Source organism: Flavobacterium collinsii, from assembly GCF_946903285.1.
Classification (GTDB): Bacteria; Bacteroidota; Bacteroidia; order Flavobacteriales; family Flavobacteriaceae; genus Flavobacterium; species Flavobacterium collinsii.
The window spans coordinates 310,330-326,250 of sequence record NZ_OX336425.1; the positions used below are offsets into that span (position 1 = coordinate 310,330).

Consider the following 15,921-nt stretch of genomic DNA (forward strand, 5'->3'; position numbering starts at 1 on the left):
GTTAGGGGCTTAAACTTGAGACAAATGTATTATAAAAAAAAGAACTTAATCGACGGAATTTTCTGTTTTTTCAGGAATTTTAACCTGAACAAAAAGTAATGACAGTGCATATACGAAAGCCGGTGCTGCAGTACGCATAGCAGCGTGATTTATGGTTAAAAGCCAAAAAACGAAAAACGAAAAAAAGTATAAATGCTGCCGATTTTTAAGATACAAAATCAAAGGTGCTACAAAAATCAATAAAATTCCCAAAACGCCAAACAAACCATGCTCACTAAGCATTCGGGTAATCTCATTGTGTGAAGCAACTTCTTCACCGAATACTTCTTTTCGAATTTGTTTACCCATTCCGGCTCCGACTCCTAAAATGGGGTTTTCTACAAAAAGTTTTAATTCTTCATTAATGATTTGCTCTCTTCCGCCCAAACGATCTTTTTTTTGTCTACCTCTCTCATCCTGATTGGCATAACGTTTCTCAATAAGTCCATTCGTTTGAAAAGAAGAGTATCCCCATACTCCAATACCCATTAGTCCTGTTAGAATAAAAACCAGAACAAACTTCTTTTTCCCTCTGGTATTAGAAAAGCGGTACAACAGAAGCAATAAACAAACAATCATAACCAATGCTGTTATAACCCCACCCCTTGAAAAAGTCACGATACCTCTGTAGGTCAAAAAAATCAGTAATCCTCCATTCAAGATCAGCATTTTCTTCGATTTAGAGAATAGTATCAGTTGCGTAAAAAAAATAAAGATCCCTAATCCTAAAATCGTTGAAACCTGATTTGGTCCAAAACCTCCTGAAGTCTCAAAATTAGATTGGGTTCCGGTAACGACATCTCTAACGCTTGGATTATATAAAAACAAATAAACAGTAGTGCTAACGATTGGTAATCCCATTGCAATTAGAACATTTTGTAAATCAACAAATAAAATTTTTCTTTTATACATGTATAAAGAACATACTGCCAAACAGACGGGGCCCGACAAATTGAAAACTAGTGATTTTTTAACATCTACAGAAGCATTAAGAACTGTAGCTGTAATTAAAACCCCTGGAATTAACAGCATCAAAAAGAAACAATATAGTAATGCAGTAGTTGAAAAATTACTATATATCATGCCTAGTAACATGAAAAAAATTACCATAACCTTTACAAATTCATTATTAAAGTTTCCACCTGTCATCCTTAATAGAACCTCAACTCCAACTAAATAAGCGGCAACAAAAATGACTTCATTATTTTTATTTCTACTTCGATAAACAATAAAAAAACCAATAACAGGAATTAAAAGAGCATATATTTTAGATAAAAAAGGAACTGCAAAAAGCACTAGAGCAATTACTGCGTGTAGCAAAAGAAGGTAATTATAAGACAAAGAAAAACTTTTCATTATTTACTTATTTTATAGGCCAAAATTAACTTTTCGATTACAATTTCTTCCGAATAATTCTCTAAAACAGATTTATTAAAATTATCTCCTATTTTCTCTCTAAAAATTCCATCTTCTATTAATTTTAACAATTGATTCTTTACTTCAGAAATTGAAGACGGATCAAACAACAACCCATTACGATTATTTTGAATAATTACGGAGCAATACCCCGCGTTTGTCGAAATAACTGCCAGATTGGCTAATGCATACTCTATTAATGTCACTGGAAACCCTTCGTCTGTTGATGCCAAAACTCCTATTGAAGCTTGAGACAGTATATATTTAACATCGTTCTGTTCTCCATACAGATGTATGCAGTCCTGCAAAGAATTTGATTCTATAAATTCTTTTAAAATACAGGAATAAGAATCATTATAATCTTTACCTATCAAGTGAAGAGTCCAGCCATATTCCCTTAATTTTAAATCCAGAAATACCTCCAGTATTAAAATATGATTTTTGGGTCTTTTTAAATTTGCTAAAAAAACAATCCTTTTACCTTCTTTGCCTTTCAGATTAGTAATTTGTCGATTTTCCAATTCTGAAACTGCAAAATTAGGAATAAAAAACACTCTCGAACACTTCATATTTTTTTTACTCCAGCTTTCTAATTGATGATTCACTACAAAAATGGAAGAAAAAAAAACGGATAAAAAAATTAAAACTTTGTTTTCTTCTTTAACTTCTTTAGCTCTAATCCCATAATGGTCATGCCAAATAATTTTTACTCCCGGCAGTGTCAATTTAACCAATACAGCAATAAAAAAAGAAGAACTGTGTGCATGAATTATCTCAATTTTATTTCTGGTTAAGTAATTTCTTAAACGAAAAATTGCATTAAAATCTATTCGGTTTTTCTTTTTTAGGAATAAATAAGATACTTGAGGATCGATTTGTTTCTTTAAAACTCCTTCGCTTCTCGTTGCAATTAAGCCCGAAAACTGTACTTTCTTCCCCAATGCATTAGCATAATTAACAGCCATTCGCTCTGCTCCGCCAGCATTTAAAGAGTCTATGATTTGAACAATTCTCATTTTACTAACAGCTTTTGTATCTCAGCTTCAAAAACATCTACGGTATAATTTTGAGACCAACTTGCAGCTAATTGACTTTTCATATCAAAACTACTATGAACATCAATTAATTTTTCAATTTGTTTTATATCCTGGTCTAAATTCATTTCTAACAAAATACCTCTCTTCCCAAAATCTAACATAAAAGGCAAACATGAAACCTTACTTACAATAGGAACACATCCCCAAAACATGCCCTCAGCGATGGCTTTTGGCCAACCTTCACTTTTTGAAGGCAAGATCACAAAATGGCTGTTTTGATATGCTTTTTTAATTATTTCATAATTTTGGTTTCCATGTAAAAAAATGAAGTTCTGAAGATTATTGGTTTGAATGTAACTTTCTATTTTTTTTCTTTCTGGCCCGTCACCGTATAAATTCAAAACTACATTTGCTTCTTTTTTTGACAGTTCTTCTACTAATTTTATGCTATACAGCGGGTTTTTGCCTAAAACTAAACTACCAACAAAAATGAATTCGACTGACGAATCAAAGCTTGTTTTCGCAACGATTTCTTTCTCAGACTCTAAATAGGTGGCTGTAAAAAAAGGCTTTATGTTTTTTGACTGGTTTTCCCAACTTCCATACACCAGCACCTGCATTTTTCGTGTTAAAAATTCATTACTCAAAATCCATTTTTGAATTTTATAAGTCAAAGGCTGTTTACTTTTTGGATCCCAATTTCCGGCATATTTTGCTGTTTTCATTTTCCACGGAAATAAAATCTGAACCAAACAACCAATTAGTCCCATATTCCCCGGGCAACGTAAATGAATGTAATCGGCATTTTTCATAGCCTTAAATACCTCCCAAAAAATCGTTGGTAATTTCAAAATTGAACTCAAACTATTCTTAATCGTAATAAAATTAAAATCGGCTGTTTCTCTAAAATCGATTTTATTGTGCTTGTAGGGAATATCTATTGCTGTTGGCTCCCCTTTTTGCAATGGAGCTACAATAATCACCTCATCAACAGCTCTAAGCCATATATTCATTTCCCGAATATAGGGTGCGTAACCAAAAAACAGTCCCTGTTTAGAAAGGTGCGAGACATGACTAATTAATACAAATTTCATTTATTTTTTTTCTATTAATCTGGAAATAACTTTACATGGAGTAAGATACGTATCAAAATAATTTCTACTTTCGACTTCCAGTTTTCTTTTAAAGCTGACATCAGTAGTTAATTTTTCAATTGCCTGGTTAATTTCACTTTGATTTTCAACGTACATTAAGTGCTTTTCATTAACTAAAACTTCTGGCAATTTATTGCGATGAGAAGTAGTGATAATTGCTTTTCCCAGAGCCAGAAATTCAGCTAATTTCCAACCATGACAAGATAAAACTGCCGGTGTATTAAATACAAAAGCCGACCTTTTACTCTTTTTTATGTACAGCCTCAAAGGAATTGTTTTTGAGTACACCAAATCATCCAACCCTAAATTGTCTCCATTACTTCTTGCCACAAAACCTCCTTCAAAACGAAGTAACGGACTGTTCTTACAAGTTTCTATAAATAAAGCTCTGTTTTTATTCGTTTCGCTTTCCTTTTTCCATATACTATTTAAAAAAAAGACTTCGTTTTTTGAGGATTGAGTTAAATGGTAACTTTTTAGTTGCAGCCTTTTATATTGCCTCCAATAGTTGGCAACAAACTCTCTTTTATTAGTGATAGAATTTTTAAATCGAATAAAATTTAAAAATAAATAATACAATGTTTTCAATAAACTCCAGATTCTAACCCCAAAACTTGGCCCAATAGCCATAATTTTTCTTGAGCTTTCGATTGGTAAATGATACTCATTACAATTCACTTTCCCATAAACATCACACCACTCTAATTCAGCTAAATGAATCTGATTAGAATCTTTTGAATCAATAATAATTTTCTTTGAATAATTTTCCTTTTCAACAATAAATGCAAAGGTACCCTGATTGAATTTGGGAAACTTAGCAATATTAAATTCAAATTCTTTATAAAGTTCTTTAATCCCTTGAATATAATATCCATCATAAAAAACATCACAAAGTCCATAAACATAAACTTTTGTTTTCATCGCAATACTTTGGGTTTATTATATACTAAAGTACACCAGCCAATACTTCTGCCTATTGCCTCAGTAAAAGGCATTTTCTTATTCTCAGCTGTAAGTATGTTCGTAAATCGTATTAAGGTTAGTAAAACAGTTATTGCATTCCATTTGAAACGATCTTTTAAACTTGGATTTGCGTTTTTAACGCGCCAAACGTACCATCCGTTTCTTACTACCATTTTTCCGTACTGATATTGGTTGGGACGTCCTGAAGGAGCATGAAAATGTGACAACTGTGCTTTTGTATTGATTGTGTTTTTACCAAAACTCAACGCTCTTATACTAAAATCTGCATCTTCATATAACCCATAACCTTCAAAAAATTTGGAAAATTTAATATTCTCAACAACAGTTCTTCTAAATGCCATTGACATTCCAATTAGCAAATCGACTTCATATATTTTTCCTGTCAAAGGAAATCCAGAAGTTCTTCCATGTGAAAAATTTGGCATCTTTCCAGAACCTAAACCGGCACCAAGACCTAAATAATTTCTAACAACATTGCGAGTTCCCTCTTTATAAAAATAATTTTCAAATAGAAAATACTTTTTTCTGTTATAGAAAGAGTCTTTAATTTGAGGTCTCCATTTATAATCATTAACAGCCACTCCTCCAACTCCAGTAACATCTAAGTGATTTTGAAAGGTTTTAATAATCTCAGAAAAATAATCCGGTTCTACAACCGTATCATCGTCCAAAAAACAAACTATTTCGCTGTCTTTATTTATTTTAGATATACCGATATTTCTTTGTTTTGTCAGCCCTCTGTTTTCTTGCGAAACTAAAATATATTGTAACCCCTGAAATGAATTTTCATTAATTATCTTTTCTGTTTCTTTATTTGTAGAACCATCAATAACTAGTATCTCATTCGGATATAGTTTTTGTTTCTGAACAGATTGCAGCAGATTTAATAATTGTTTCGGGCGCATGTAGGTACAAACTACTAAGGAAAAGTGTACTTGTAAATTCATTGTATTTTATACTTTTAAAACCACGAAAATATTTCCTGCTGTTAATTCTTTATCTGAATATTTGCGATAATCCTCATGAAGTTGAACTTTCTTAAACAAATCATACTTTGGTGTTCCTGATATCAAACTGTCAGATTCTAAATGAACAATTTCGTAATTGTATTTCTTAAAAATTTCCAAAAACTGAGGCAATCTTAAACGATTGTGATAATCAAATTTAGTGTGAATTCTATTCCATTGTTCTTTGCTGTACTGCAAAAAATCCTGTAAGGATAAAGTACTATCACCATGTTGCCTTAAATCGCTTGGCGAAATAAAATGAATAATGTAGGTTCCTTTTTTAAGTTCGGCTCTCATCTTCCGATGTAAAATATCTACATCATTCTCGTTCATATGCGAAAGAACATAACGCGAAAACACAACATCAATATCCGGAAGTTCATTTGTTACAATGTTATGATCCGGAAAATACTCAATTCCGTTTGGAAGTGCATATTTACTACTAAAATTGGGTATCACATCAAATCCATATCTTTCAGAAAAAAGACCATTTAATTTCAGAATCGTTTCTTTTTTAAAGTGTTTGTTAATATCATAAGTAGCTATCCTTTTAACCTCCAATTTATACTTAAAGAAATAGGGCATTCCCGGAAACCAACCTGAACCAAACTCAAAAACTGTTTTATCTTTTAAATCAATATTCAAATCATTTAAAACTTTTGAAAGCCTGGAATAAGTCGATTCGACACTTTTTAGGCGGTCTTCTAACGTCATTTTATCAAAAGAACTCTGAATTTTATGATAGCAATAATCATCTACTTTATTGGGCAACAAAGCGAGAGTTTTAAACAATATTGTTTTTAGTTTATGATTCATTTTATATTAAATTACTTTTCGCATTTCTAAACCTGTGGCGCTTTTTTCAAACAAGTTCCCATCTATATCTATATCAAAAACTATTTTCTCAAAACCTTTCCAATACGCAATAAGCTCTGAAAGTGTTGGATTCCAAACTTCCTTATTTTTGATTTTCTCTGATAGAAATTGGAATCTCTCGGCAACTTTCTCGTCTATTTTTGTTGGGGATGAAAATAATTTCCCGCTATGGTATTCCATTGGAACTGAAAAATAGGTATGTGCAATAAAAACTCCTTTTTCGTTTATCAATGTTTTTATATTTTCTTCTGATAACGATTTTTTAAAATCTAACATTTCTAGGGTCTGAAATATATAGAATTCTTTATCTTCAAAATTATGTTTAAATAGAATTGGCGAATATTTAGCCAATCTATAAGGTCTAAACTTATTGGTATTCCAAAATAAAAAGACGGAGAAAACAGAAGCGCCAAGTTTAAGAGAATCTTTCATTAATAGAAAAATCGATTCCCATTTTCTTTGAAAGACTATTTTTTTAAAGTTTGTTACGGTATTCCTATATTTCTGAATATTATCCTCGTCATTGTAATAATGAAAAATACTGTTTTTAATCATCAATTGCATTTTCTTAATCAGTCCAAAATCTTTAATCCCTTTTAAAAAGACTGACAGAGTAAAATGTTGTGGGTTAAATTGATTTATAACCCCATTTGTTGCGGTTCCGGAATCTATGTAGTTCCACAAAACATCAATGTTTTTATTTTTCAAAATTGTCCCAAATTCTCCTTCGTTGATATCGTTTTTTTTAAAGAGTGATAAATTATAGGGTTGATATCCGTGATCAATCCAAACTTTTAAATTACTTGATGGTGGAACAAAGTATTTAAAATCATGAAAACTTTCAGCATTTGACTTTATAGATTGTGAAAGTGAATGGTAACACAATTCATGTCCGTCCTTACTCCATTCTAAAAGTTCCTCTTTTTGATTTTGGAAGGATGCGTTATTTGCTCTTTTAGAAAAATGGTTTAAGAAAAATCCTTTTGTTATCTTTATCTGATTTTCTTTAAAAAACGTTCTCTGAATGGTTAAATTTTCAGCTGTATCAAAATCACAATGATCCGTAAAACATGCAACTGCCGAAAATGGATATATTGATCTACTTAATTCAATAGCTTCTTTTTCAGGAAATAATAAAGCAGGGCTTTCGACAAAACTAAACTCTTGTTTGGCCTGTACTGTAGTTTTTCTATTTTGGCTCCCTGAAAAGATTGTAATAGGCGACGCTGATTCGGGATTGAATCTCCATAGTAAAACAGTTGGATCACGATGATCAATTTCCCAAATTCCACTTGTTATGTTTGCCTGAATAACCTTTTCATTTTGGAATTTTACAATTTTGGGACTAAATTCATTTGCGATAAAATTATTTTTCAATTTTTGCCATGTATATTCGTGACTGCGAAATTGTATTACCGGCTTTGAAAAAACAATTTTTATATCGAATGAATTACAATCTGAAAGATTAACCTGAGCTAAATCAATACTAACTTTGCGCGACTGATTATCAAACACGAGTGTCTGACTTTGCAAAGGTTTTATAACAGTAATAGATTTTATCAAGTTTTTTTATTTACTAATTAATTCATTTGCCCAATACAGGCTTTGTTTCCACTGCTTTTGGAAATTTTTATAATAACATAATGGATTTTTAATTGCCTGAACCTTATAAAATTTGAAAAATAAGATTATTTTATATCCACTTATTTGTTCTTCTGTTAAGTGTAATTGTTTATACAACATTATTGTAGGCGAAGGTTTGGGCTGAATTAGATCCTCTTTCCAGACTAAAACAGGTTTTGTCCTAAACCCTCCCATTGGGGCACTTAAATGTAAAATTTCAGGACTAGGAAAATATACAACGTCTGCTCCTATATTACGCAATTGCATTCCAAAATCACTATCCTCTCCATAACCAAATTCAAACCCCATTCTAAAAGAAACTTTTTTAAGTAGTACACTAGTCATAAAACTATTCCCTGACCCAAATATTGAGGCTTGATTTATTACATCAAATTCTTTTGTTTCATTTTTCTTTAAATAACAATTATTTACAACCGTTACACCAAATTTTCTACATTTCTTTAAAGTTTCCTTTATTAAGTCAGGAGCAAACCTGTTATCATCATCATTCAAAAAAACCCATTCGCTCTCTACTTGTGCTAATGCTAAATTTCGTGCATTGCAAGCTCCTGCCTGATGTGTAAATGTATGTTTAATTTTAAATGGCCAACTTTCGGTTTGAAGATAGTCAAGTTCTGAAACACTTTCTAAATTTGTATTTTGTTCTACAATTATAACATTTTTGGGCAAATGACTCTGTACTGATAAATCTTTCAAAACATCATACAAATATTGTTTTCGTCCTATTGTTGGAATTATTACATCAATGGTTTCTGTACTAAATACATGCTTTGATGAGTGAACTTCAATATGCTCTAATAAATCATCTTCCAATTTTCGTCTTCGATAAGTAAGACAATACAGTAATGGAATAATGCTTAGTTTTCTTTTAAACAGCAACAAGTTCAAAAACAATAAAAATACCCAGCGGGTTCTATAATGCTGTTTTACAAATCGAAATAAAGCATATGTACTTGTTTTCTGCTCTTTTAATTCTACAGTATTATCAATTAGTAATGATGGCTCTGAGTAACAAAAAAGTCCTTTCTCCATGGTCAATTTTGCCATAGAATGTAAAAAATAATCAAAATTAAAAGTCGTTTTAATTTTTCCGTTCAGAGCCAATAAAACAGAGGCATTAAGACCGCCAACAAGACTACTTGTCTGCCAGGTTGGATAACTAACTTTTTTATTAATTTTTATAAATGGTGATTCCTCGACATAACCAATAGAATCTGACAAGAACGATTTAGAAAATGGATTATAAGACGCCATTATTTTAGAATGATGAAAAATATCCTGAAATTTCGAAATATTTAAATTCGTTTTAAAATCAATATGGCACCAAACTATTAAACTATGGGGATGCAGGTCAGCCATTTCAAATAGCGTTTTTGCAATATTAACTTGCGAAAAATGCACTATTTTCTTTTCGAACTCTACCTCAACAACCTTATTTTTTTTATGATAAATAATTATCATTATGGCTTTAAATTTTGGTTGATTATTGTTTTATAAAATTCAATATTCTCTTGTACAACCTTATTAATATCAAATTTAGCTTCCACTCTTTCTCTGGCTTGTTCTCCTATCTTTAAGCAAAGCGATTCTTCTTTAAGCAATGCTTTAATTCTATTGGCAAATAAATCATGATCTGTAGGATGTACCAGATAACCGCTTTCTCCGTCGACTATAAGTTCTTGCGCCCAGCCAATATTACTATTAACGACTCCTTTTTTCATCGCCATAGACTCTATCGTAACCATTCCCAATGTTTCGGCAAAGGTTGGAAATACACAAACATTTGCTTTCTTTATATAGTTTTCGACTTCATTGTATGGAATTTTACCCAGGTATTCTACACTACTCAAATCATCCTTTTCAAATTGACTTTGCATCAATTGCCAGGTAGAGCTTGAATTTGTCTTGATGTCTCTGGAGTCACTGCCAATTAAAATTAGTTTTGCGTTGGGAAAATCGTTACGCACTTTGTTAAAAATAGCAGGCAGTTCTAAAACTCCTTTTTTACGAATTAAGGTTCCAACATACAAAACCAACCCTTTTTCGTAAATCGCAGGAGAATCGTTTGTAAAGTTTTGCAGTTTTAGTCCATAATGAATTGTCTTTATTTCTTTATTTTTTAACTTAAATATTTTCTTCGAAAGCGCTCCTGCAAAAGTAGTTGGCGCTACAAATCCTTTTGCTGTTTTGAGTGCTAGTTTTTCAGACCAATAATTTTTCGATTTCTGCTTTCTTCCTTCTAAATGACAAAAATAGGCATCACTGCCATGAAATCTAATTACTAACGGAATTTTAAAATTCATAAGCGCTGTTATTCCGGTCCAATCCGGCGCTTCAATAATATCAATCTTTTTTTTAGTAATGGTTTCGTTTATGACTGTTTCAATTTTTTTTCTGTTAAAATAAAATCTAAAAAAACGTGTTCTGCTATCGGTTAAACTATAAATCGTTACATTTTCTTCTTCAAGAATAAATTCTTTTTTTTGACCGTATATAAAAACTGAAACTTTAATTCCCAAAACATTAAGTTTCTCCACTAGATTATAAACACTTGTACCTAAACCTCCGTCGTGACCAAATGCCTTATGCGGATAATGTGATACTATATAAGCTATATGTAATTTGTCTGCCATAATTTATTTAATCGAAAGAATTTTTTTGATTCTCTTTTTTAGTTGTATTTCTTTTCGCATTACATATTTTTTAAGACTATAATGATATCCGCCTATACCAAAGAATTCACCTACACAAGAATACAATACAATATCATCTGAAAAAACATTCTCTGATTCTAGAAGTTTACATTTGTTTCGCTGCAAGTAAATATCAAAATTATGTTTGCCTGTTGTTGCTAGTTTTGGAAATGAAAAAATTCTCGAGAACAGGCCAAAATCTTTTTGAACTAAAAACTCGTTGTAATCAAATCTTTTCGAAACTTTGAACGTTTTAACAACTCTATTAATAACAATTTTACTTCCAGAATTTTTAAGTTTTAACCAGCCAACATACAGTAAAAAAGGCGGCAAAAAATAATCTTTCTTTAAAAAGTAGATATCCTCATGTACATCTATCTCATTTTTTCCAAAAACAATATTCACATCAAAATAATCACTGATATAATTTTTAATCGCTTCTGTATTATTTTTCGTTTCTATGCAAAAAGCTAAATTTTCCAGTTTAGGTTTATCATCACTATGATTGTAATTTATCCAGCTCTCTGGATAATAATCTTTATCATCTAATTCTAAACTTTTTAATCCATCAAAATTTTTATAAGGTCTTACTATTTTTGAATTGCTTTTTTGCCCTAACCATGCTGACCACCATGAAAAAGTAGAATTACTAATTACGAAATCATCGCATAATGATCCTAAACATAATTGTTCGGCTTCATTTAACTGATCCCCAAAAAAGGCATTTTCTAAAAATGAAAAATGAAATTTACAATATTTAATATCATCACTTAAAACAATCAAATTGCGGGCCTGCCAGTCGGGAAAAAAACGAGCTAAACTGTTAAGGTAATAATGTATAGGTAATTGAAGATAATCTGGATGGTCTACAAAATCTCCTCTTCGAATTGAAATTAAGATTGTAGGTTTAGTAAAGGCTTCCTGATATTTTTCCATTAACCGGTCAATTAAAACTTCTGAAAACTCAAAATAATGCTTCACTAATTCTTTATCAAAGTACTTTTCTGTCTGAAGCCAACCTGAAATATCATAGTTCTCTTTTCCTAATTCTCTTTTATAATAATTGTATTCTTTTTCTTCAACAGCTACAAAATTAAGCAGATCTGGTTCTAATAGCGGCAATTTATTCTTAAAATAGGACTGATATTTCCATTCTGGGAAAAGAAAATCTTGTCTGTTTTCAACTGCCAATCCTATAGTAGATGCAATTTGAAAAAGCTGATTCCCTAAATTTCCTTTCTTACCTAGTTTACTATATGTAATCATTTTGTAAAAATATGTACTACTAAATCTCCTAAAATTATTTATTAAAAAAATCCTTTATTATTTCAGCTGTAAACATCTTAGCTCCAGCATCATTCATATGTCCACAAGATGAAAAATATTTATTTTCTATCACAACATTTTCGTAGTTATAAATTTCAGGATAAGCCTTTTTTACCTTATCGAAATAATCCATTCCAACAACATTTTCACACATAGGTGTCATCACAGTTATTAAATTGATTTTATTTTCTTTGCAAATCTTTTTAATTTCTTCATAGTATTTATTGTGCGGCAACGGATTCAGATTAACAATATTATTTTTCATGTTCCCGTTTTTATGCTTCTCTAATGGGTAATAACCTAAATTTTCCCATACATTAGTTCTTTTGTTAATCGCAATGCAAAAAACTTCTCTGAAACCAATACCTTTTTCGTATTTTATATATCTATAAAACGGAACATAATACAATTCATTAAAATTTTCATAGGCTCTGAAATGTTCTTTTATGACATCAGAATTATGAATATAGGGTAAAAATTTAGCTGCAACCCCTTCAGATTCATGATCATTTGCAAGGTTTAAATCTGCTTCAAGTATGATATTTTTAATACGATACTTTCTTTCAACCATTAATTTTAATAGTAAGGCTGTTTCAAATAAATGCCCGCCACTCATTCCATAATTAACTGTTTCGAGTCCCTTGTCTTTAAACATCTCTGCTACAAAATGATTTTGTGCCCTAGAAGTCCCTAAAATTACAACATCGTAGTTTTGTGCCTTTGCGTTAAAAACTGTTTCTACTTTTCCTCTATTATTAGATTGCAGAAAAACATAAGTATACAAACCATCTAAAACTATGGCAATCAAAATAGTTATTATCAATATTTTGAATATATAAAATAGAAAATTCTTCATTAAAACTGAAAATATATAAATTCTTTGTAATCAGAAAAAGTTCCAAAAGCCAAAATAGCTGTTATTGCCAAGGCCAATTTTAAGAAGTTTCTTTTTCCGGAAATAGGCTCAACTTTGTTACGGTTATTCCATTCTACCAAAACGAACAAACCAATCATTGTTATTAATTCATAATTACTCCTATCGTTTGCCAAATATTGAAATTTAAACTCTCCATTAGAGATGATTCTTTTTAAATACAAAACCGCGTCCGTTACAGTTTTTGCCCTAAAAAATACCCACGCAATACAAGTGATAAAAAAAGTAATAAGAATACTGAACATTACTTTTACTGAATCCAAATTCCATTTTAACTCTACGGTATCTATATTATTTCGATTCTTATTGGACAAAAGTAATGGAAGAAAATAAGCTGCATTAATAAATCCCCAAGTAATGTACGTCCAATTGGCACCATGCCAAAACCCGCTTACAACAAAAATGATAAAAGTATTTCTAACTTTCATCCAAAGTCCGCCCTTACTTCCTCCTAATGGAATATACAGGTAATCACGAAACCACGATGAAAGCGAAATATGCCATCGACGCCAAAACTCTGCAATATCTCTTGAAAAATAGGGATAATTGAAATTTCGCAATAAATCTAATCCAAACAATTTTGAAACACCCAGTGCAATATCTGAGTATCCTGAGAAATCTCCATATATTTGAAAAGCAAAATAAATGGCTCCCATAATTAAAGAGAAGGAATTCATTGTAGGGTAATGATCAAAAATGGCATTGGCATAAGTAGCGCAAGTATCTGCAATAACTACTTTTTTAACCAGTCCCCAAATAATTTGATAAACCCCTTCTTTAGCTTTTTCAAAATCAAACTCCCGTTTTACTTTTACCTGAGGCAATAAATGGGTTGCTCTTTCTATGGGACCCGCAACCAAAAGAGGAAAATAGCTCACAAATAAAGAATAATCAACAAAATTATGTTCTGCTTTGATACGTTTGTAATAAATATCAATAACGTACGATAATCCGTGGAAGGTATAAAATGAAATTCCGACCGGCAGAATTACATTCAATAAAATTGGGCTTGCTTTTAATCCTGCTGAATTTAATAATTCTGAAAACGAAGAGGCAAAAAAGTTATAGTATTTAAAGATTCCTAAAAATCCTAAATTAACTAAAATACTAAGCCAGAACCAAAACTTACGGCTTTTATCTGATTTTCCTTTTTCGATCTGAATTCCAGTGTAGTAATCCAGAAAAGTTGAAAAAACTAACAAAAACAGAAATCTCCAATCCCAACAGGAATAGAAATAGTAACTGGCAACAATTAATAAAGCATTTTGAGTGCTTTTGTTTTTATTAAAAACAAACCAATACAGAAAAAAAACGATTGGTAAAAAAATAGCAAAAGCTATTGAATTAAAAAACATAGAATATTATTGTTTTAATATAGAATCAATATTGTCCCAGATTGTTAGTGATGATGTAGTTGGATTTCTCCCTCCAACAATTTCATACCATTTTTTACCGTCCGGAACATTCGATAATTTGCTGTCCAAGATCTGTTTTACCTGGTTTTCTAAATCTGTTTTATTGGTACAGAATATCACTGCTTCCTGACTAGGCATACTTCTGAAATGGACATATTTGTAATTTTGGCCTATATCTCTGATCCCCTTTTTTAACTGTGGTTGCTCATAATTAAAATAAATACAAGGTTTGTCATGTGCGATAAAATCAAATACAGTAGAAGAGCATACATTAGTAACAAATTCTGAATGAGCACAAATATTGTGCAACAATGCAAGATCTTCTTTTGTTGGAAAAATCTCGTTCCAATTTTTACCTACCGGTTTCCACAATGGATCCAGAACTGATATAACATCTACATAAGAATCAAGTATAGTATCGTAACGATTTGTAGTGTCAACAGGGCATTTGCGGTAAATAATACCAATATTTTCCCCTTTAGCATTTAAATTCCGTACGGCAGTTGCAAGATCTCCCAAATAATATTGATCCAAAGGAGATGTTGTTTCATCGTCTCCAGAAAAACAAATGTATCTTTTGGAGTTATCTAAGTTGTTTTCATTAAAAAAAACTTCTCTGCTTTTAAACAATTTTTTATCATAATGAGGCTCAAATTGTGGTGTCCCTGTTACAAAAACCTGAGATGATGTTACAAAAGGATAATATTTCAAAATCTCTTCTTTCATTAAATCACTCCAGACAAAATAATAATCGGCTTCGACTACTTGCATTGCTTTAGGAACATTATCCCATGAATACACAAAAGCAACTACAGGAATCTTTAGATCTTTAGCTGCTAATAAGGCACTAACCGATTGAGTGGCTCGCTGAGTCGTACAGAAAATTAAATCTGGTTTGTTCTCTTCTAATTGTGCTTTACAATATTGATATTTTGAAGTCGAACGTTCGAGAGCATTGATACGCTTTCTTATTCTTAAAATTCCTTTTTCAGATGAATTACAGCCAATTAGTAATTTAATATAAGCTGTTTTTAAAGTATTCTTTAAACCGTCATAACTAAAAGGAAATTTATAGGTCTCATATACTTTATCGTTGAACTTTTTTTGTGAGACATTAAGCTCTATATGCTTTCGAACTCTTGAAAGAACGGGCGTTAAAGGATGTGTCTTATGATTTTCAATTTTAACTTCCTCATACCCCAACTCTTCTTTCAGAGAAAAAACCGTGTTATTCCAATAAACGATTTGATAATCTTTTTTTTCTCCAATTTCTTTAAAAGGAGTAAACGCAAAATTTCGCAATCCTACACCATCCGGAAGAAAAATAAATATTTTTTTTTTCATTGTAATAAATCAAACCATTAAAATCTATAAAAGATTTATCTCTTTACGAAAA

General features: G+C 31.0%; 13 protein-coding genes. All 13 read right to left on the reverse strand.

The annotated features are described in order from the left end of the window. Nucleotides 1-45 precede the first annotated feature (45 nt). The 13 genes from OGZ34_RS01405 to OGZ34_RS01465 are packed head-to-tail and all read right to left on the reverse strand — an operon-like array spanning nt 46 to nt 15,869. A complete protein-coding gene (locus OGZ34_RS01405) occupies nt 46-1,395 on the reverse strand; it encodes an O-antigen ligase family protein (RefSeq protein WP_263361930.1) in 1,350 nt (449 codons plus the stop codon). Beyond that, nucleotides 1,395-2,471 carry a glycosyltransferase gene (locus OGZ34_RS01410; RefSeq protein ID WP_263361931.1) on the reverse strand — a complete coding sequence of 359 codons (1,077 nt, stop codon included), beginning with the start codon at nt 2,469-2,471 and terminating at the stop codon, nt 1,395-1,397. The genes OGZ34_RS01405 and OGZ34_RS01410 overlap by 1 nt, the downstream gene beginning before the upstream one ends. Then, nucleotides 2,468-3,586 carry a glycosyltransferase gene (locus OGZ34_RS01415; protein WP_263361932.1) on the reverse strand — a complete coding sequence of 373 codons (1,119 nt, stop codon included), beginning with the start codon at nt 3,584-3,586 and terminating at the stop codon, nt 2,468-2,470. The genes OGZ34_RS01410 and OGZ34_RS01415 overlap by 4 nt, the downstream gene beginning before the upstream one ends. Further along, nucleotides 3,587-4,567, reverse strand: coding sequence for a glycosyltransferase (locus OGZ34_RS01420; protein WP_173968265.1), 981 nt, complete (start codon nt 4,565-4,567; stop codon nt 3,587-3,589). It abuts the gene before it with no gap. Then, a complete protein-coding gene (locus tag OGZ34_RS01425) occupies nt 4,564-5,577 on the reverse strand; it encodes a glycosyltransferase family 2 protein (RefSeq protein ID WP_263361933.1) in 1,014 nt (337 codons plus the stop codon). The genes OGZ34_RS01420 and OGZ34_RS01425 overlap by 4 nt, the downstream gene beginning before the upstream one ends. 6 nt (nt 5,578-5,583) lie before the next feature. Then, nucleotides 5,584-6,453 (reverse strand): hypothetical protein, encoded by an 870-nt coding sequence (locus OGZ34_RS01430; protein WP_173968263.1) that lies wholly within the window; start codon nt 6,451-6,453, stop codon nt 5,584-5,586. Between the two features lie 6 nt (nt 6,454-6,459). Then, nucleotides 6,460-8,076, reverse strand: coding sequence for a hypothetical protein (locus OGZ34_RS01435; RefSeq protein WP_263361934.1), 1,617 nt, complete (start codon nt 8,074-8,076; stop codon nt 6,460-6,462). 6 nt (nt 8,077-8,082) lie between these two features. Next, the gene (locus OGZ34_RS01440; protein WP_263361935.1) at nt 8,083-9,618 is read right to left on the reverse strand and encodes a glycosyltransferase family 2 protein; all 1,536 of its coding nucleotides are present in this window, start codon (nt 9,616-9,618) and stop codon (nt 8,083-8,085) included. After that, nucleotides 9,618-10,790, reverse strand: coding sequence for a glycosyltransferase family 4 protein (locus tag OGZ34_RS01445; protein ID WP_263361936.1), 1,173 nt, complete (start codon nt 10,788-10,790; stop codon nt 9,618-9,620). The genes OGZ34_RS01440 and OGZ34_RS01445 overlap by 1 nt, the downstream gene beginning before the upstream one ends. A 3-nt stretch (nt 10,791-10,793) precedes the next feature. Further along, the gene (locus OGZ34_RS01450; RefSeq protein WP_263361937.1) at nt 10,794-12,116 is read right to left on the reverse strand and encodes an alpha-1,2-fucosyltransferase; all 1,323 of its coding nucleotides are present in this window, start codon (nt 12,114-12,116) and stop codon (nt 10,794-10,796) included. A 34-nt stretch (nt 12,117-12,150) separates the two neighbouring features. Then, nucleotides 12,151-13,032 (reverse strand): hypothetical protein, encoded by an 882-nt coding sequence (locus OGZ34_RS01455; RefSeq protein ID WP_263361938.1) that lies wholly within the window; start codon nt 13,030-13,032, stop codon nt 12,151-12,153. After that, on the reverse strand, nt 13,032-14,465 hold the full coding sequence (locus OGZ34_RS01460; RefSeq protein WP_173968257.1) for an MBOAT family O-acyltransferase: 1,434 nt from the start codon (nt 14,463-14,465) through the stop codon (nt 13,032-13,034). Before OGZ34_RS01460 ends, OGZ34_RS01455 begins: the two co-directional genes overlap by 1 nt. 6 nt (nt 14,466-14,471) lie before the next feature. Further along, entirely contained in the window at nt 14,472-15,869 is a 1,398-nt protein-coding gene (locus tag OGZ34_RS01465) for a glycosyltransferase family protein (RefSeq protein WP_263361939.1), read from the reverse strand. Between the last annotated feature and the right edge of the window lie 52 nt (nt 15,870-15,921).

Excerpts from the sequence above, each read along its gene's own strand:
- OGZ34_RS01455 (WP_263361938.1), bottom strand. The coding sequence starts at position 13,032 with ATGAAGAATTTTCTATTTTATATATTCAAAATATTGATAATAACTATT.
- OGZ34_RS01430 (WP_173968263.1), bottom strand. The coding sequence starts at position 6,453 with ATGAATCATAAACTAAAAACAATATTGTTTAAAACTCTCGCTTTGTTG.
- OGZ34_RS01460 (WP_173968257.1), bottom strand. The coding sequence starts at position 14,465 with ATGTTTTTTAATTCAATAGCTTTTGCTATTTTTTTACCAATCGTTTTT.
- OGZ34_RS01440 (WP_263361935.1), bottom strand. The coding sequence starts at position 9,618 with ATGATAATTATTTATCATAAAAAAAATAAGGTTGTTGAGGTAGAGTTC.
- OGZ34_RS01420 (WP_173968265.1), bottom strand. The coding sequence starts at position 4,567 with ATGAAAACAAAAGTTTATGTTTATGGACTTTGTGATGTTTTTTATGAT.
- OGZ34_RS01405 (WP_263361930.1), bottom strand. The coding sequence starts at position 1,395 with ATGAAAAGTTTTTCTTTGTCTTATAATTACCTTCTTTTGCTACACGCA.
- OGZ34_RS01425 (WP_263361933.1), bottom strand. The coding sequence starts at position 5,577 with ATGAATTTACAAGTACACTTTTCCTTAGTAGTTTGTACCTACATGCGC.
- OGZ34_RS01465 (WP_263361939.1), bottom strand. The coding sequence starts at position 15,869 with ATGAAAAAAAAAATATTTATTTTTCTTCCGGATGGTGTAGGATTGCGA.
- OGZ34_RS01415 (WP_263361932.1), bottom strand. The coding sequence starts at position 3,586 with ATGAAATTTGTATTAATTAGTCATGTCTCGCACCTTTCTAAACAGGGA.
- OGZ34_RS01450 (WP_263361937.1), bottom strand. The coding sequence starts at position 12,116 with ATGATTACATATAGTAAACTAGGTAAGAAAGGAAATTTAGGGAATCAG.
- OGZ34_RS01410 (WP_263361931.1), bottom strand. The coding sequence starts at position 2,471 with ATGAGAATTGTTCAAATCATAGACTCTTTAAATGCTGGCGGAGCAGAG.
- OGZ34_RS01445 (WP_263361936.1), bottom strand. The coding sequence starts at position 10,790 with ATGGCAGACAAATTACATATAGCTTATATAGTATCACATTATCCGCAT.